The organism is Nonomuraea longicatena (assembly GCF_039525605.1).
Taxonomy (GTDB): Bacteria; Actinomycetota; Actinomycetes; order Streptosporangiales; family Streptosporangiaceae; genus Nonomuraea; species Nonomuraea longicatena.
On sequence record NZ_BAAAHQ010000015.1, the window covers coordinates 150218 to 167679 of the forward strand.

At 71.8% G+C, this 17462-nt stretch carries 14 protein-coding genes; 3 read left to right on the forward strand and 11 right to left on the reverse strand.

Annotated features, from left to right (window positions below; all coding sequences use genetic code 11):
* Positions 1-59 precede the first annotated feature (59 nt).
* The 6 genes from ABD120_RS16210 to ABD120_RS16235 all read right to left on the reverse strand — a co-directional run bounded on the left by ABD120_RS16210 (position 60) and on the right by ABD120_RS16235 (position 9024).
* Positions 60-749: an ABC transporter ATP-binding protein gene (locus tag ABD120_RS16210; protein ID WP_343950713.1), complete on the reverse strand. Its 690-nt coding sequence runs from the start codon at positions 747-749 to the stop codon at positions 60-62.
* Positions 742-1662 (reverse strand): ABC transporter ATP-binding protein, encoded by a 921-nt coding sequence (locus tag ABD120_RS16215; RefSeq protein ID WP_343950714.1) that lies wholly within the window; start codon positions 1660-1662, stop codon positions 742-744. The genes ABD120_RS16210 and ABD120_RS16215 overlap by 8 nt, the downstream gene beginning before the upstream one ends.
* Positions 1663-4275, reverse strand: coding sequence for a hypothetical protein (locus ABD120_RS16220; protein ID WP_343950715.1), 2613 nt, complete (start codon positions 4273-4275; stop codon positions 1663-1665).
* Entirely contained in the window at positions 4272-7445 is a 3174-nt protein-coding gene (locus tag ABD120_RS16225) for an FtsX-like permease family protein (RefSeq protein ID WP_343950716.1), read from the reverse strand. Before ABD120_RS16225 ends, ABD120_RS16220 begins: the two co-directional genes overlap by 4 nt.
* A gap of 205 nt (positions 7446-7650) precedes the next feature.
* Complete coding sequence (rpsT, locus tag ABD120_RS16230) at positions 7651-7917, reverse strand: 30S ribosomal protein S20 (protein ID WP_343950717.1); 267 nt, start codon at positions 7915-7917, stop codon at positions 7651-7653.
* A 108-nt stretch (positions 7918-8025) separates the two neighbouring features.
* Positions 8026-9024, reverse strand: a complete 999-nt coding sequence (locus tag ABD120_RS16235; protein WP_343950718.1) for a glycoside hydrolase family 18 protein — start codon at positions 9022-9024, stop codon at positions 8026-8028.
* Positions 9025-9079: 55 nt separating this feature from the next.
* On the opposite strand from ABD120_RS16235, the gene lepA reads away from it, so the two are divergent.
* Positions 9080-10912, forward strand: a complete 1833-nt coding sequence (lepA, locus tag ABD120_RS16240) for a translation elongation factor 4 (protein WP_343950719.1) — start codon at positions 9080-9082, stop codon at positions 10910-10912.
* 69 nt (positions 10913-10981) lie between these two features.
* Here the strand turns inward: lepA and ABD120_RS16245 are convergent, their stop codons facing one another.
* A complete protein-coding gene (locus tag ABD120_RS16245; protein ID WP_343950720.1) occupies positions 10982-12397 on the reverse strand; it encodes a DUF6297 family protein in 1416 nt (471 codons plus the stop codon).
* The gene (locus ABD120_RS16250; RefSeq protein ID WP_343950721.1) at positions 12394-12996 is read right to left on the reverse strand and encodes an ABC transporter ATP-binding protein; all 603 of its coding nucleotides are present in this window, start codon (positions 12994-12996) and stop codon (positions 12394-12396) included. The genes ABD120_RS16245 and ABD120_RS16250 overlap by 4 nt, the downstream gene beginning before the upstream one ends.
* 188 nt (positions 12997-13184) lie before the next feature.
* Here ABD120_RS16250 and ABD120_RS16255 point away from each other — a divergent pair, with 188 nt between their 5' ends.
* Positions 13185-13490 carry a hypothetical protein gene (locus ABD120_RS16255; protein ID WP_343950722.1) on the forward strand — a complete coding sequence of 102 codons (306 nt, stop codon included), beginning with the start codon at positions 13185-13187 and terminating at the stop codon, positions 13488-13490.
* A gap of 56 nt (positions 13491-13546) precedes the next feature.
* On the opposite strand, the gene ABD120_RS16260 is transcribed toward ABD120_RS16255, so the two are convergent.
* Positions 13547-14794 (reverse strand): glycoside hydrolase family 18 protein, encoded by a 1248-nt coding sequence (locus ABD120_RS16260; protein WP_343950723.1) that lies wholly within the window; start codon positions 14792-14794, stop codon positions 13547-13549.
* A gap of 123 nt (positions 14795-14917) precedes the next feature.
* Between ABD120_RS16260 and ABD120_RS16265 the strand changes: the two genes are divergently transcribed.
* Positions 14918-15655: a tyrosine-protein phosphatase gene (locus ABD120_RS16265; RefSeq protein WP_343950724.1), complete on the forward strand. Its 738-nt coding sequence runs from the start codon at positions 14918-14920 to the stop codon at positions 15653-15655.
* 146 nt (positions 15656-15801) lie between these two features.
* Here the strand turns inward: ABD120_RS16265 and ABD120_RS16270 are convergent, their stop codons facing one another.
* Positions 15802-16458: a response regulator gene (locus ABD120_RS16270; RefSeq protein WP_343950725.1), complete on the reverse strand. Its 657-nt coding sequence runs from the start codon at positions 16456-16458 to the stop codon at positions 15802-15804.
* Positions 16455-17447 carry a sensor histidine kinase gene (locus tag ABD120_RS16275; RefSeq protein ID WP_343950726.1) on the reverse strand — a complete coding sequence of 331 codons (993 nt, stop codon included), beginning with the start codon at positions 17445-17447 and terminating at the stop codon, positions 16455-16457. The genes ABD120_RS16270 and ABD120_RS16275 overlap by 4 nt, the downstream gene beginning before the upstream one ends.
* Positions 17448-17462: the final 15 nt, after the last annotated feature.

The following is a 17462-nucleotide window of genomic DNA, read 5'->3' on the forward strand; positions in this document are numbered from 1 at the left end:
GGTGCCGGGGCCTGCCAGCGGGTTGGGTTCGACTCGAATCGCTGGTTCCGGGCAGAGGGTCATACAGGGGTGGTTTCCCGTAGGACGCCGTCGTGGATCTCCAGGACGCGGTCTGCCAAGGTGATCAGCCCGGGGTCGTGGGTGGCGACCAGGGCCGTGACGCCCTCGCTGCGTACCAGCGCCCGGATCAACTGCATGATCTGCCGCCCCGTCTGAGAGTCGAGCTGCCCCGTGGGCTCGTCGGCGATCAGCAGGCGCGGCCGGTTGGCCAGCGACCGGGCCAGCGCCACCCGCTGGCGCTGGCCGCCGGAAAGCTCGTACGGCCGCTGGTTGGCGTGCTGTTCGAGTCCGACCAGCGACAGCAGCATCCGTACCCGCTGGTCCCGTTCGTCCACCGGCATCCGGGTCAGCCGCATGGGCACCCCGACGTTCTCGGCCGCCGACAGCACCGGGATCAGCCCGAAGGACTGGAACACGAACCCGAGCGTGTCCCGCCGCAGCGCCAGCAGCCGGTCCTCGTTCATGGCGGTCACGTCGTGACCGTCGATGGCTACCCGTCCCGCGTCGGGGGTGTCGAGCCCGCCGATCTGATTGAGCAGCGTGGTCTTGCCCGACCCGGACCGCCCCCGGACGGCGATCAGCTCGCCCGGGTGGGCGGTGAAGGACACCTCGCGCAGTGCGACGACCTCCTTGGGCCCGCTGCGGTACACCTTGCGCAGGTTCTCGACGACGACCAGGGGCTCACTCACCGTTGCTCTCCTCCCGGGCGGGCCAGACACCGATGTGGTCGTTCTCAAGCTCCAGCCGCACCCGGCGTTCCATGGCCAGGGCGTTCATGAAGTCGCGGGGCAGCTGGAGCCGCCCGACCCGGTCGAGCACGGCGTACTCCTCGGCGACGATCTCCCCTGCGGCGCCCTCGCGCCGCAGCGTCTCGCTGGACGTGCGGCCGTCCCGGATCCCGATCGTACGGTCCACCTGCTCGGACACGAGCGGGTCGTGGGTGACGATGACGACGGTGACCCCGAGCTCCCGGTTGGCCTTGCGCAGCGCGTCGAAGACCTCTTCCGAGGTGTCGCTGTCGAGTTCGCCGGTGGGCTCGTCGGCGAGGATGAGCTGCGGCGAGTTGGCCAGCGCGACGGCGATGGCGGTGCGCTGCTGCTCGCCGCCGGACATGCCGTCGGGCCTGCGCTGGGCGCAGTGCTCGACGCCGAGGAGGGCCAGCAGTTCCATGGCGCGTCCTCGGGCGGCCTTTCCGGCGAGTCTCATGGGCAGTTCGACGTTCTCGCGCGCGTCGAGGTACGGCAGCAGGTTGCGGGCGGTCTGCTGCCAGACGAAGCCGACGATCTCGCGCCGGTAGCGGAGCCGGTCCTTGGCGGTCATGGCGAGCAGGTCGGTGCCCGCGACCCTGGCGAGCCCCGCCGTGGGTACGTCGAGACCGGACAGTACGTTGAGCAGCGTGGACTTGCCGGAGCCCGACGCGCCGACGACGGCGACGAGTTCGCCCTTCTGCACGAGCAGATCGAGTCCTTGGAGGGCGACGACCTCGACGCCTTCGGTCTTGTAGATGCGGACGAGGTTGTCGCAGACGATGTGGGCGTCGCCGCCGAAGGCGGCCCTGGCCCCGGTGGCCTGGGCTTCCAGCTCGGACAGGGTGGGGTTCATCTAGTCACTCACTCGAAGGACGGAGCCGAGGCTGCGGCGACGGCTGAGGGCGGTGTGCGCGTAGGCGCCGAGAAGCGTGACGGCGGCGAGTCCGGCGGCGAGGAGCACCGCAGGCAGCAGGTGAAGTTCGTAATCACTTATCGTGATATTTCCGGCGTAGCGGGAGAGGTTGACGCCGGGCCCCAACGCCGAGGGCAGCCCCAGTCCCAGCGCCAGCCCCACCAGCGCGGTCATCACGATCATCGGTGAGATCTCCAGCAGGGTCAGCGCCTGCGCCTGACGGCCGGACAGGCCGAGCGTTCGCAGGAACGAGACGGCCCGCGCCCGGTCGGCCGCGCCCACGACCAGCGAGATGACCACCGACACCAGTGCGTACGCGCCCAGGGCGACCGTACTGACGCCGAGCACGCGGGTGATCGCGGCGGCGAGCGGATCGTCCGCGATCCGCGACAACTCCTCGGCCTGCCCGACCGCGAACACGTCCGCCGTCCCGATGGCGGCGGTGACGGCCCCGAGGTCGATGTCCCCGCCGAGCAGCAGGACGTTCGGCGCGACCCGCCGGTTGGCGTCGAGCGGCACCACGATGAACTTCTGGCCGGTGAACAGACCGGGCAGCGCGCCGACGCCGCCGGACTCGGTGAGCGTCATGCGGACGTTCCACCCGATCTCCAGTGTTCCGCGCCCTTTCAGTGCGGGGGAGTAGAGAGCGGGCACGCCCGCCCCGGCCGGTGGCGCCGGCAGGGTGATGGGCGTGCCCGCGAGCAGGTTCTGCCACCGGGCGAGATCGACGGCGACGATCTCGGCCCGCTCGGAGGTGTGGCCGATCTGCACCCGGCCGGTCTGCACGGGGACGACGTCGGTGACGCCGGGCACCCGCCGTACCCGCTCGACGGCCTCCGCCGGGAACTCGGTCGTGACCTGGAGCCGGGCGGGCGCGCCCGCCCGCTGCCAGGAGGCGAGGTCCTGCGTGGCCGACAGCCCGCCGGAGACGACGGAGGAGAACACCGCGACCGCCAGCGCGGGCAGCAGCACGAGGATCGCGAGCACGGTGAAGGACCCGGCCCGCGCGGCCCTGGTGAGCCCCAGGAACGGTACGGCGGGGCGCGTGCGGGCGGCCACCCGTACGAGCAGGCGCAGCGGATAGGGGTAGACCCGCAGGGTGACCAGCGCGGCCGCGACGGTGAGCGCGACCGGCACGAGCAGCAGGAACGGGTCTTCCCCCTGCTCCTCGACGGCGGTCGTGAGCCCGCGCGTCCGCATCAGGTAGGCGCCGACCAGCGCGAGCACGACGACCAGCACCTCCAGGGTGACGCGCTTGGGCGAGGGCCGCGAGGCGACCACGTCGTCGCGCCGTTCGCTGAGCGGGGTGCGGTGTGCGGCGGCCACGCGCAGCGCGGTGAAGGCGAGGGTGACGACGGCCAGCAGCACGGGCCCGAGGTGGACGGCGGTGGTGAGCGGGCCGGGCACCAGGTAGGCGAGCGCGTACCCGGCGAGGGTGGCGGGCACGGCCGCCAGGCCGATCACGAACGTTCCGGTCAGGGTGACCCGGCCGAGCGAGGCACCTCGGGCCCGCATCAGTGAGAGCGCGCGGTCCATGCGTCCGATCGCGAGCTGGGCGGCCAGTGCGATCACGCCGAGCGCGACCACCATGAGGCCGCCGAGCACCAGGTAGATCACGGTCCGCGCGGTGGCGATCTTGCCGGTGAAGGCGGTCAGCAGCCCGCTCAGCGCCGAGTCCGTACGGAACACCCGGGCGTGGTCGCTCACCAGAGAGACCGCCCGGCCGAACTCCGCGACGGACTCGCGCAGCCGCAGCGGGTCGTGCTCGGCGGCGACGGGCGGGTCGGCGGGCAGGATCCAGCTGTAGGCGAGCTTGCGGCCGGGGCCGAGCGCGCGCAGCCCGGCGTCGGGCAGCAGCGCCGTGGTGTAGAACTGCTGGCCGCCGCCTCCCGGCGGCTGGACCACGTCGACGTCGCGTACCTCCGGGTGGTGGGTCCACCAGGGGCTGCCGGGGTTCTTGGGCCGGAACACGCCGACGACCCTGACCGCGTTGTAGTCGCTCTCGCCGATGACCTTGGTGGTGCCGATCTCGAGTCCGAGCTTGGCCACGGCGTCCTCGACGACGCCGATCTCGAACAGCGGGATCCGTCTGCCTTCGTGCTCCGACGTCAGCAGCGCGTCAGGCGCCCGTCCGGCGACCCACTCGACGTGCTGCCCGGAGTCGGACATCCAGGCCAGATTGACGTACCTGGTGCCGCCCGTACCGGCGACGGGGGTGTCCCAGGTCTTGGCGCTCATGTGCGCGCCGCCCCTGCCGGGCGGCGCCAGCACCCGCTTCAGAAGGTCGGGCAGCCGGCCGCGCAGCGTCGCGTCGACGGTCGCGAAGGCGGCCGGGTCGGTCAGGCGGCTCGCGGGGTCGGAGGAGGGCTCATAGCGTACGGCGAGGTCGGCCTGCTGCCCGGCGGCCGCCGCCAGTTCCTTCTCCAGCGCCAGATCGAAGGCGCCCTGCATGGTCCTGGGCAGCCCGGCCACGAGCAGGCTCGTCGTGAGCGTGAGCAGTGACAGCACGACGAGCGCGCCGACGTGCATCCGCGCGAGCGGCATGGGCTTCACTGGTCCTCCCCGTTGCGCAGCACCTGGCCGAGCGTCCGCCCGCGCAGACCGCGTGCCAGCGCGGCGACGATCCCGAACAGCAGGAGGGCGACGCCCGCGAGCATCGCGATCGTGGCGGGCCACGGGATGTCGAGCACGACGCCGGGGGTGACCTCGGTGGCCTGGCCGGTGAGCACGATGTGCGGCACCACCAGGTAGCCGACGGCGACCGCGAGCAGCGTCCCCGCCGCCAGCGACAGCCCGATGACGAAGGTCTGCTCGATCGCCAGCACCCCGAACAACTGCCGGAAGCTCACCCCGAGCGCCCGCAGCACGGTGAACTCGGCCGTCCGCTCGCGCGCCGCCACGGCCGCGTTGACCAGGAACCCCAGTACGGCGAAGACGAGCGCGGCGAGGAAACCGAGGACGAGCGCACCCTGCAGGCCGCCGGCGAGCGGGTCGTCGCGGAGTTCGACGGCCAGGTGCTGCCGGTCGACGACGACGGCGTCCCACTCCGGATGGACGCGCAGGGCCTCGCGCGCCGGGGCGGTGGGCCCGCCCGCCGTGGACAGCCACCACTCGGTGGCGGGCTGCTGGCGCAGTCCGGACACCAGCGCCCGCGCCTGCATCCCGGACCAGTCGACGAGGACGGCCCGGTCGCCGTCACCGGTGGTGGGCATCCGCTCGACGACGCCCGCGACGACGATCTCGACCACCTGGCGGTCCAGCGTGACGGGCTGGACCTGGCCCGTGCTGAGTTTGAGCCGCCGGGCCACGTTGGCGGTGAGCACGACGGGCAGTCGCTTGTTGACGGCGGCGCCGGGCGCGCGGGGCGGGGCGAACACGTCCGTGTCGCGGACGCCGGTGGGCACGAGCAGGCCGACGCCGTACTTCTCGCCGGTGGAGCGCAGCTCCAGGTCGTCGCCACCGGTCACGGTGGCCCAGCGCTGCCCGGCGGGCGGGGTGAGCGCGACTCCGTCGGCGCGGACGGCCGCGACGCGGTAGAAGGGCCTGCCGCCGGCGTCGGCGGTGGGGTTGACCAGCCCGCGCAGGGTGAGCGGGTAGCCGAGCCGACCGCCGCGTCCGGCGAGCGCGCGCAGATCGACGGTGAGGCGGCCGGGACGCTCGGCGACCGCGTCGGCCTGGTGCCAGACGCCGTACGCGTCCGACAGCACCACCCGGAGGGGTTTGACGGTGCCGCCGGTGCTCGCGTCGAGTTCGAGCCGGGCGGGCCGTCCCGGCAGGGGGATGCCGCCGACGGCGGGTCGTTCGCCCGCCATGGTGCGCGCCATGGCGGCGAGGCTCAGCTCGGACAGGTCCCGGCGCAGGTGGACGGTCTGGGCGAGGCTTTCGGCGGGCAGCGACAGCAGGGTGACGTCGTCGCCGCCGAACTCGGTGGTGCCACGGTAGCCGGGGGCGGCGGCGCGGACGCCGGGCAGCGTCGCGAAGGCGGTGCCCCGGCCGAGCGCCCCGAGTTCGGCGGACTCGGCAGCGCCGGTCAGCCGCAGGTCGGCGCCCGCCAGATGGCGGGCCTGGTCGTCCTGCGACAGCCGCCAGGTCGCGGCCGTGGACAGCGAGACGATCCCGATCGCGACGGCCATGGTGAGCAGCAGCGCCGGACCGGCGTACTTGAGCGGCCGCCTGGCGACCTGCCAGGCACCGAGCGCGGGCGCGAGCGAGCGCCGCCTGCTCGTGAACCGCTCGGCCAGCCGGGAGATGCGCGGCACCAGGCGCAACCCGAGCATGCCTCCGGCCAGCAGCGCCAGCGCGGGCCCGGTGACGATGAGTGGGTCTATGCCCAGCTCGCCCTGCGTGGTGGCGGTGACGGGGGCGCCGTAGTGCTGGAGCTGCCAGACCGCGAGCCCGGCGACGACCAGCAGCGCCACGTCGGCGCCCGCCCGCTGGAGCAGGCCGCGTCCGCCGCCTCGGCCGCGCGCCGACTGCTCCTCGACGTAGGTGCGCCGGGCGCCCGCGACGGCCGGCAGCACCAGCAGTACGGCGGCCGCCAGCGACACCCCGGCCGACATCAGGAAGGCGCCGAGGTCGGGTTCCGGTGCCGGCCGTACCCCCGAGGACCTGATCCACGGCAGCGAGTCGACCAGCGTGAGCAGCGGCGGGCCGAGGAAGGGCGCGACGAGCGCGCAGGGCAGCGCCACCAGCAGCGCCTCGCCGCCCGCGAGCCGGGCCAGCCGCCAGGTGCCCGCGCCACGCGAGCGCAGCAGCGCGACCTCCATGCGCCGGTGGTCGGCGAGCAGGCGGGCGGTGAGCGTGAGCGCGTACGCCGACAGCAGCATCAGCTGCAGCACCGGGATCAGCATGGTGGAGCGCGAGACCAGCGCGGCGGTGCCGAGCTGGGTGAGCATGTCCGGCAGGCGGCTGACGGAGACGCAGCCGGGGCAGCCGGCGCGCTTGAGCTCCTCCGTCAGCCCGGCGACCCGGGTGGCGATGGGGGCGAGCCGCTCGGGGGAGACGGCGCGCAGGTCGGGCACGGACAGCCAGGACGCGCCCACGCTCGTGGCGAAGTGCCGCAGGAACGTGGACTGCTCGACCATGAGCGGCCCGTACGTCGTGAAGCTCCCGGTCTGCACACCCCGGCTGAGTAGTTGCTCCTGGGCGAATCGCGGGCTGAAGGGGTCGTCGAGCTGGAAGATGCCGGTGATCCGCACCCGGACGGGCTTGCCGTCGATGCGGCCGCGCGTGGTGATCGTCTGTCCGACCTGGAAGCCGGTGGCGGAGGCGGCGGGCGCGGAGATCACCGCCTCGACCACGTCGTCAGAGGCGCTCGGCCAGGTGCCGGACAGGATCGCGGCGTGCCGGTCGAGGCCCTGGTAGCTGCCGAAGCGCAGCAGCTCCGGCCGCTTGCGGCCCTCCTGGCCCGGCATCGCGTACGAGTCGGAGCCCATGCCGGCGGTGACCTCAGCGGGGGCGCCCGCGTACGCCTCGGAGATCTCACGGCGCACCGCCGCGTCGATCGCGGCGTGGTTCCGCGCGGTGACGGGGGAGCCGATCGTGGCCGAGGCCGTGCCGATCGAGGCGGTCTCCATGCTGCGGCGCACGCCCACCTCGGCGATCGTGGAGGCGTACATGGTGAGCGCGACCAGCGCCGTGGTGGCCAGGAGGATGGAGCCGAGTGCGGCGAGCAGGAGCAGCGGCTCACTGAACGCTCGCTTGATGACCATCGGCCCCCGCATCCGACCCCCTTTGACCCGTTTAGGGAACTTTTGGGGACCAGGTTGGTCGGAGGCAAGGCAGGTCTGTGATCAGTTGCGCACCCGATACGCTGCGTCGATACGTATGTGATATCGAAACTGTGACGTTCTTCGCACGGAATCGCCACGCTTGTCGGCAAAGGAAAACGCCGCATCCCGGCCGGGATGCGGCGCCCTGAGCGTCTGGCTACTTGGCCAGCGCGCCAGCCTGCTTGGCGATCGCCGACTTGCGGTTGGCGGCCTGGTTCTTGTGGATGACGCCCTTGCTAACAGCCTTGTCGAGCTGGCGGGCGGCGGCGCGCTGAAGGACCACGGCGTCGGCGGCGTTGCCCTGCTCGGCGGCCTCGCGGAACTTGCGGACGGCCGTCTTCAGGGACGACTTGATCGCCTTGTTGCGCAGACGAGCCTTCTCGTTCTGCTTGTTGCGCTTGATCTGGGACTTGATGTTCGCCACGAAGAAGCCTCGGTGAGAGTCTGGGTGATGGATGGGGCGCGCGGGCTCGTGAGAGGGCGCGCCACACGCAGTTGCCCAGCCTACCAATAACCCAGCTCGCCCCCCAAATCAACGACGCGTAGGCAGCCACTCCCGCTCGTACTCCAGCCAGTCCTGCGGCGTGGCGGCGAAGTCGACGTAGAGCGCCACGCCGAAGCGCTCGCGGCGCCCGTGCTCGCTCAGCGCCAGCGCGGCCCCCCGCACCGACACGGCCACACTCTCCGCCGCGTCGCTCCAGGGTACGCCGTGGTCGTGGTAGGCGGGCGCGCCCATCAGCAGGGTCGTGGTCTCGGGCACCAGCTTCAGCGCCAGCTCCGTCTGCCTGGCGACGAACCCGCCGTACAGCGACTCCGTGGGCATCGCCGTGTCGTAGCTCATCACCGCGACCTGGTCCACGCGCCGGGCGACGCTCTCGAAGAAGCCCTGCGACCAGTACTTGTCGCGGCCCAGATAGGTGCGCGGACCCAGGCGCAGCAGCGGGTACGGCTCGATCTGCGGCGTCGAGGTGGACAGCAGCCGGGTCAGCGGCCGCGTGTCGTCGAGCAGCTTCAGGAAGTCGTCGTCCGAGTCGCCGATCGGCTCGAAGTTGTAGTGGATGCCCTCGTAGCCGAGCCCCATGATCGTCCGCACACTGGCGAGGATGTTCTGCCTGGTGGCGGGGGAGTCGAGGTCGAGGAAACCGTCCACCTTCTGCCCGAGCCAGGCCGAGACCCTGATGCCGGGCATGTGGGCGTCCGCCCACCTCACGAAGCTGCCCGCCGTGGAGATCCGGCCCAGATCCAGGCCGCCGTCGGCGGTGAACGGGCCGGAATGGACGTACACGTCCTTGACACCGGTACGGCCCAGCCGCTCCGCCAGCTCCTTGACGTCCTGCTCCGTCTTGCGCCCGTCCACCCACATGTGCCCGAGCCAGATCGCGTCGTTTCCGGTGCTCTTCGCCCAGTCGGCGGGGTCGCCGGTAAACTGGAGCCGGAACGCCGCGGCGAGCAAGCCCGCGAGCACGACCACGACGACCAAGGCAAGCGCGAGCAGGCGCAGGCCGCGGCGGATGACGGTTCGGAGAATCATCCGGGCATGTCACCATGAAAGACGCTTGACCTCAACCCTGTCGAAACGGACTTCGGTGCGCAATCAGCCTGGCCAGACCGACCCCGCGTTGATCCGCAATTTCTGCATCATCGCGCACATCGACCACGGCAAGTCGACGCTTGCCGACCGCATGCTGCAGATCACCGGAGTGGTGGACGAGCGGTCGATGCGAGCCCAGTACCTCGACCGGATGGACATCGAGCGCGAACGCGGCATCACGATCAAGTCGCAGGCCGTCCGGCTGCCGTGGGACGACCACGTGCTCAACATGATCGACACCCCCGGCCACGTCGACTTCACCTACGAGGTCTCGCGGTCGCTGCAGGCGTGCGAGGGCGCGGTCCTGCTGGTCGACGCCGCCCAGGGCATCGAGGCGCAGACCCTGGCCAACCTCTACCTGGCCATGAGCGCCGACCTCCACATCATCCCGGTCCTCAACAAGATCGACCTGCCCGCCGCGCAGCCGGAGAAGTTCTCGGAAGAGCTCGCGGGCCTGATCGGCTGCGACCCCTCCGACGTGCTGCGCGTGTCGGGCAAGACCGGCGAGGGCGTGCGTGAGCTGCTCGACCACGTCGTGGCCTCCGTGCCCGCGCCGGTCGGCGTCGCCGACAGCCCCGCCCGCGCGCTGATCTTCGACTCGGTCTACGACACCTACCGGGGCGTCGTCACCTACGTCCGCGTCATCGACGGCCACCTCGGCAAGCGCGAGCGCATCCTGATGATGTCCACGGGAGCCACCCACGAGACTTTGGAGATCGGCGTCATCTCGCCCGAGCCCAAGCCCGCCGCCGCGGGCCTCGGCGTCGGCGAGGTCGGCTATCTCATCACCGGCGTGAAGGACGTGCGCCAGTCGCGCGTCGGCGACACCGTCACCTCGGCCGTCAAGCCCGCGCCCGAGATGCTGGCCGGCTATGAGCACCCCAAGCCCATGGTCTTCTCCGGCCTCTACCCGATCGACGGCGACGAGTACCCCGAGCTGCGCGAGGCCCTCGACAAGCTCCAGCTCAACGACGCCGCGCTCGTCTACGAGCCCGAGACCTCCGCCGCCCTCGGCTTCGGCTTCCGCGTCGGCTTCCTCGGCCTGCTCCACATGGAGATCGTCCGCGAACGCCTTGAGCGCGAGTTCGGCCTGTCGCTGATCTCCACGGCCCCCAACGTCGTCTACCGCGTCGTGATGGAGGACGGCAAGGAGCTCACCGTCACCAACCCCTCCGAGTTCCCCGCCGGTGGCAAGATCGGCCAGGTCTTCGAGCCGGTCACCAAGTCCACGATCCTCGCTCCCGCCGAGTTCATCGGCGCGATCATGGAGATCTGCCAGGGACGGCGCGGCCAGCTGCTCGGCATGGACTACCTGTCGGAGGACCGCGTCGAGATCCGCTACACGCTGCCGCTCGGCGAGATCATCTTCGACTTCTTCGACCAGCTCAAGTCACGCACCCGGGGCTACGCCTCGCTCGACTACGAGCCCGCCGGAGAGCAGGACGCCGACCTCGTCAAGGTGGACATCCTGCTCCAGGGCGAGGCCGTCGACGCCTTCAGCGCCATCGTCCACAAGGACAAGGCGTACTCCTACGGCGTCGAGATGGCCAAGAAGCTGCGCGAGCTGATCCCGAGGCAGCAGTTCGAGGTGCCGATCCAGGCAGCCATCGGCGCGCGGGTCATCGCCCGCGAGAACATCCGCGCCATCCGCAAGGACGTCCTCGCCAAGTGCTATGGCGGCGACATCTCCCGTAAGCGCAAGCTGCTGGAGAAGCAGAAGGAAGGCAAGAAGCGGATGAAGATGGTCGGCCGCGTCGAAGTGCCGCAGGAGGCGTTCGTCGCCGCGCTGTCCACCGACTCCTCCGGCGGCGAGAAGGGCAAGAAGTAGCGGACGGCGGGTGTCTCCGCCCGCCGTCGCGGCGAGAAGCGGCGGGCGGAGTACGGCTCCGCCCGCCGTTCACCGGCCTCTGAACAGCGCGAGATAGCCGCCGAGCGCGGCGGCGCCCGTCACGGCCTGCGCCGCGACGAAGAGCGCGAGCCCCTCCGGCCGCACGACCAGCGCGACGATCGCCGGAAGGCAGGCGAGCACGGCGAGGTCGGGCCCCTTCATCGCCCAGATCGCCGGCCCCGTCGGGATCGAGCCCATCGGGGTGTCGAGGATCGGCATGGTGTGGTCGGCGGGCGGGCGCCTGGCCATCCGCAGCGCCGCCGCGGCCAGCGCCGGAGCCGCCACGGGGGCGAACCACGCGGCCGCCGTACCCGAGATCGCACCGGCGACCGCGAGCCACACTCCTCCCACCAGCGCCGGGAGTACGGCCCTGGCCGCCAGCGTCGCCCGGCGGGAGGTGCCCAGAAGGCGGGCCAGCGCCGCGTCGTCCGCGTCGCGCCGCGCCCCGGTCACCACCGTGGAGGCCGCCGCCAGCGCACCGGCCAGGAGCCACACCGACACGTCGGCTCCGGCCCGCGCCGCCAGCACCGGCAGCGCCACCGAGACCGCGATCAGCGCCAGCCGTCCGGGACGGCGTCCCAGACGCCGCCAGTCCTGCCAGGCCACCGCGAGCGGCGCGGGCAGCGACGGCCACCGCTTCGAGGCCAGCGTCCTGGCCCGCCAGTGGTTGTCCTCGGCGATCCACGACAGGACACTCGGGTCCATGGCGGAGGTCGCCCTGGCCACGCTGGCGGTGCGGGAGGAGGCGTCGAGCAGCGCCCGCGCCGGGATGCGGGTCAGTGCCGCGTGCGCCCGCCGTACCAGCAGCAGAGCCGTCACCACGGGTACGGCCAGCAGGGCGGAGGGGGCCGAGACGAGGTAGGTGGCGAGGCCGCCCAGGGCGGCGGCCACCGCCAGCACCATCAGCAGCCCGATCACCGCCCGCAGGGCCACGTCCCACGGCTGCGACTCCTGGCCGAGGACCGCCAGCGCCATACCGCCCACTCCGGCGCTCACGCCCACGACCAGCGCCCCGATCAGCCGCCAGGTGAGCTGGTCGGGGGCGCCCAGCGCGATCAGTAGCCCGAAGCCGAGCACGACGCCGACGGCGACGCCGAGGGCCAGCAGCACGCGGGCCGTCCCGCCGAGCACTCCCCGGCGATCCAGCGGCGACAGCAGCACCCAGGCTGCGTCGGCGGCGGACAGCGTGACCGGACCCAGCGTGCGGGCCAGCGTGAGCGCGCCCGCCAGCGCCAGCAGGACCAGCGCCAGGCCCGCACCTGCCTGTGCGGGGTCGATCGGCCTGGCCAGATCGCCGAACGCCTCCGACACCGGCCGGCCCAGGATCGCCGCGCCGACGAGCAGTGTCGCCAGCACCGTGTAACGGTCGCTGAAATCCGGCCCGCCGCGCCTGGTCAGTGCTCGCACCTGGGTCAACGCGCTCATCCGAGGGCGACCTCTCTGCCGCGCGCGGCGAGTTCGGCGGAGTGGGTGGCCATGACCACCGTGCCCGGATACTCGCACAGGAGGTCGCCGAGCCGGTCCCTGAAGTCGCGGTCGAGGCCGCGTTCCGGCTCGTCGAGCAGCAGCAGCGAACTCGGGCGCATGAGCGCCGCCGCGAGCGTCAGCCGCTGCCGCTGGCCGGTCGAGTAGTTGACGGGCGGGGAGTCGGCTCGCGCCGTCAGGCCGAAGTTCTCCAGCGCGTCCGCCACCGACATCCGCGAGCCCTGGTGGACGGTTCCCATCAGTTCCAGGTGCTCGGCGGCCGACAGGCCCGGGTACCAGGAGGGCTCGTCGCCGCTGACCGCGACCTCGCGCCAGAAGCCGGGGCTGTCCTCGGGCTCGCGCCCCAGCACCCGCACCTCGCCCCCGCTCGGCCGCTGCAGGCCGGCCAGGCAGCGCAGGAGGGTGGACTTTCCGGCGCCGTTGACGCCGGTGAGGGCGACGATCTCGCCCTGGCGGACCTTCAGGTCCACATCTTTCAGTACGGTCTCGCCGCCCAGCTTGACGGTGAGGCCGATTGTCTCCACGACCGGTTCGCTCACCCCGCCGACCCTATGCCGTGTTCCAGGGTCGGGCGCATCCCGGTTCGCCCGGTGTGCTCGATCCGGGCCGTTCGGTGCGATCGTCCGCCGGGACGCGCCCGGCGCGGTCGTGGCCGGTGCTCGGAAATTGTCGGTGGCCTCGTCTACCTTTCAAGAAGTCGAACGTGTGTGCGGTTGGAGGTTGGGGCATGATCGCTTCAGAGCGGTTCGAACGGGCCGCCATGCTGGGCGTGGCCGTCGCCGAGGAGACGCGGCGGCTGCTGCGGCTGCACGTGGCGCCGTCGGAGGTGGCGGCCGACGGGACGGTTCGCGTCGATGTGCCCTATCCGGACGCCGCCGTGGTGGAGGCGCTTCTCGACGTGGCGGCCGAGTGCTTCGGTGAGCGGGGTGCCTCCGTCGAGGAAAGCCGCCGGGCGGCGCTGGAGAAGCTCTTACAACTCGCCGGCCATGACACCGACTCCCAGCTGAACGGCGGCACCGGCCACAGAGGGTGAGGCACGGGCAGCCCCCCGATGGTGCGGCCCGTGCCTCCTCGGTCATTGCCGTTCGGTCAGTGCAGCACCGAGTACAGGGCCGAGGTCAGGGAGGCCCTGGCGTCGTCCTGGTCGATCGACCACATCATGTAGCCGCCCAGATCGCGGTGACGGATGTAGTTGGCCTTCTGGAGCATCACGGCGGGGTCGTCGTACGACCAGAACTCCTTGCCGTCATAGAGCCAGTGTGCGCCGGTGCGGGCGTCGCGGAACCGCTTGCCGGGCTTGTTGACGAGGTCCTTGTAGTCCTCGCCGCCCGGTCCCCACTTGCCGGGGGCGGCGCCGGTGGCCTGCTGGTACAGGCCGGTGCCGCCCGCCGTGACGCCGGTCCAGCCCTGGCCGTACGCGGGGATGCCGACGACGATCTTGTGGGCGGGTGCGCCCCGCGACAGGTAGTCGCGCACGGTCTGGTCGACGCTGTACTTCACGGGCTCGGGGTTGCGGCGGTCGGTGAACAGGTTGCCGTTGTGGCCGGTGGTGAGACTCCAGGGGCCGTGCAGGTCGTAGCCCTGGACGGTGGCGAAGTCCAGCAGGCGGAAGACCTGCGGCACCTCGATTCCGGCGTCGATCTTGGCGGTGGCGGCGGGGAGGAAGGCGGTGAGCTGGGCCGTACGCGAGAACTCGCGCATCTGGCGGCGGAGTTCGGCCGTGAAGAGCGTGAAGTTGCGCTTGTCCTCCGGCCTGATGACGTTGCCGGGCGCGCCCGAGGAGCCGGGCCACTCCCAGTCGAGGTCGATGCCGTCGAAGACGCCGGCGCCGGTGCCGGGTGCGGCGCCGGGCAGGTTGCCGCGCAGCCACAGGTCCACGCAGGAGCGGGCGAGCTTGGCGCGGCTCTCGGCGGTGAGGACGGCGTCGGAGAAGTACTTGGAGCCGGTCCAGCCGCCGAGCGAGATGTGCAGCTTGAGGTCGGGGTACTTCGCCTTGAGCTTGCGGAACTGGTTCATGTTGCCGTTGAGCGCCTGACCGGGCGCGTCGGCGACGCCGTCGACGCTCTGCTCGGCCGGCACCGGGCGCTGCCAGTCGGCCCACTCGTCGGAGGAGTAGCAGTCGCCGGCGGCGTTCACGAAGCCGAAGGCGTAGTTGACGTGCGTGAGCTTGGCGGCGGCGCCGCTGGTGTCGAGATCCTTGACGTGGAAGTTGCGGCCGTAGACTCCCCACTGGATGAAGTAGGCGACTCGCTTGTAGTCGTCGGATCGGGCCTGGGCTCCGGCGGGTACGGATACCGAGGCCAGGCAGAGTAAGAGGGCGAGCAGGACTTTCTTCACGCGGTGTCTCCCGAATTTATAGGAAACTTTCCTGTAAGTTGCCCGGATCGTAGGCCGCCCTGCCCCGACCGTCAATCCTCTGTCTCGACCTGCGGAGGCGGCGGTGATCGTAGGGTGAGCCGGGTGAGGAGACATATCGCCTTCGAGCGCCTGCACAACTTCCGCGATCTGGGCGGCTACCGCGCCGCAGACGGCCGGGCTGTGCGATGGGGGTCGCTCTACCGCTCCGACTCGCTGTCGAAACTGGCGGGCCCGGACTGGGACCGGTTTCTGGCCCTGAGCGTCGGTACGGTCATCGACCTGCGCTATCCGTGGGAGATCGCGGCCAGGGGACGCGTGCCCGGCCACGACGGCCTCGCCTACCACAATCTGAGCATCGAGCACCGCCCCTACGACCAGGCCGAGATCTCACCGGCGGTCGATCCGTGGCGCCACCTGGCCGACCGGTACGCCGAAGTCGCCTTCGACGGCGTCGCCGAGCTGCGCCGTACCCTTGAGGTGATCGCCGCCGCCGACGGGCCGTTGGTCTTCCACTGCGCCTCGGGCAAGGACCGGACCGGGATGGTGGCCGCGCTCGTCCTGTCGCTGCTCGGCGTGCCCGAGGACGTCATCGCCGACGACTTCGCCCTCACCGAGCTGGCCACCGAGCGGCTCATCGCCGACTGGCGGGCCGCGCACCCCGGCCGCGAACTGAGATGGCCGGGGTACGGCCGGGCGCCGGCCGAGGTGATGCGGCACTTCCTCGCCGACCTCAAGGCCGCGCACGGGTCGGTCGAGGGGTACGTCGTGAACGCCCTCGGAGTGGACCGGACGGTCATCGCCGACCTGCGGACCCGGTACCTGGACACCCAGGACCGGTGAGCGCGCTAAAGGGCTTCTCAACGCTCAGCTCCCGCCGGCCTTCGGCCAAGTCCGGATGCCCCCGCCGACCTTCGGTAGGCGCCGGGTGCCGCCGCAAAGGGCAGATGCCGTAAAGGGCGGGCTGGGTACGCTGCGGGGGCAGGCCGTCAGGAGCCCGGCCGGACCAGGCCGCTTTCGTAGGCGAGGATCACCAGCTGCACCCGGTCACGCACGCGGAGCTTGGCGATCGCCCGGGTGATGTGGGTCTTGGCGGTGAACGGGCTGATCGTGAGCCGCTCGGAGATGTCGTCGTTGGACAGGCCGAGCGCGACCAGTCGTACCAGCTCCAGCTCCCGCGCCGTGAGCCCCGCCAGCCGCTCCCTGGCGACCGGCGCCGGCCCCTGGCGCAGCGCGAACTGCTCCACCACCCGCCGCGTGACCCCGGGCGACAGCAGCGCGTCCCCGGCGGCGACGGCGCAGACCGCCCGCCGCAACTCGCTCGGCTCGACCTCCTTGGTGAGGAATCCGCTGGCTCCGGCGGCCAGCGCGGAGAAGACGTGCTCGTCGGTGTCGAACGTCGTCAAGATGATCACCCGGCAGCCGGTGCCGGCGACGATGCGGCGGGTGGCGGTGATGCCGTCCATACCGGGCATCCGGATGTCCATGAGCACCACGTCCGGACGGTCGGCGGCGGCCAGCCGTACGGCCTCGTCGCCGGTGGCCGCCTCGCCGACCACGACGACGTCGCGCGTGCGGGACATCAGGCTGCGAAAGCCCGCCCGCACGAGTGCCTGATCGTCGGCCAGCAGCACCCGGATCGTCATGGCGACGAGCCTGCCACAGGGATCTCGCCCCGCACCGAGAAGCCGCCCGGTCCGGAGGCGAGGTGCAGGGTGCCGCCGAGGGCGCCCACCCGCTCGCGCATCCCGGCCAGGCCGTGTCGCTCGACGAGTTCGGCGCAGCCGCCGCCGTCGTCCGAGACCATGACGGTGATCACATCCGGCCCGGCGGAGATCGTCACGGTGGCCCTGGTCGCGTCGCCGTGCTTGAGCGTGTTGGTGAGGGACTCCTGGACGATGCGGTAGACGGCCGAGCCCTGTGCGGCCGGGATCGCGGACAGGCTCTCGGGGACGTCCAGGAGGACTTCGAGGCCGGTGGCGCGGGCGTCCTCGACCAGGGTGGCGAGCGAGGCCGGGTGCGGCTGCGGAATAGCGCCGTCCGGGTCGTTCCGCAGCACCCCGATCAGGGATTTCAGGTCGGTCATCGCCCGGTTGCGCACGTCCTTGGCCACCCGCAGCGCCTCGGCGGCCTCGACACGACCCTGCCCGAAGTCACGGTCCTGTCCGAAGTCACGGTCCTGTCCGAAGTCACGGTCCTGTCCGAGGTCGTGGTCCTCCCTGAGAAGGTCGGCGGCGACGTTGAGCTGCACGCCGACGACGGCGAGGGTGTGGGCGACGATGTCGTGCACCTCGCGGGAGACCTCCAGCCGCTCCTCGGCGGCGCGCGCGCGGGCGTCGGCCTCGCGCAGCCGTCCGCGCCAGTTCGTGACGGCGACCACGGCCCGGCCCGCGCCGATGAGGCCGATGAGCAGCAGTCCCTCCCCGGCGATATGGATGACGTAGCGTGGGACGTTCTCGTCGAGCACGACGGAGAACTCGACGGCCTTGTACGCCAGCTGGGCGGCGCCGACGCCCGCCGCCCACCAGACGCGCGGCGTGCACGCGAGCGTGAAGTACGCGGCCGACGCGGGCCACATCCAGCTTCCGTCGACGTCGTTGTGATAGCGGTAGGCCACCAGCGCGGCGACGGACAACAGGAGCACGGTGAC

What these genes read in the sequence shown, in the direction of transcription:
- ABD120_RS16225 (WP_343950716.1), bottom strand. Translation starts at nt 7,445, where the DNA reads ATGCGGGGGCCGATGGTCATCAAGCGAGCGTTCAGTGAGCCGCTGCTC.
- ABD120_RS16215 (WP_343950714.1), bottom strand. Translation starts at nt 1,662, where the DNA reads ATGAACCCCACCCTGTCCGAGCTGGAAGCCCAGGCCACCGGGGCCAGG.
- ABD120_RS16245 (WP_343950720.1), bottom strand. Translation starts at nt 12,397, where the DNA reads ATGAGCGCGTTGACCCAGGTGCGAGCACTGACCAGGCGCGGCGGGCCG.
- ABD120_RS16255 (WP_343950722.1), top strand. Translation starts at nt 13,185, where the DNA reads ATGATCGCTTCAGAGCGGTTCGAACGGGCCGCCATGCTGGGCGTGGCC.
- ABD120_RS16235 (WP_343950718.1), bottom strand. Translation starts at nt 9,024, where the DNA reads ATGATTCTCCGAACCGTCATCCGCCGCGGCCTGCGCCTGCTCGCGCTT.
- ABD120_RS16270 (WP_343950725.1), bottom strand. Translation starts at nt 16,458, where the DNA reads ATGACGATCCGGGTGCTGCTGGCCGACGATCAGGCACTCGTGCGGGCG.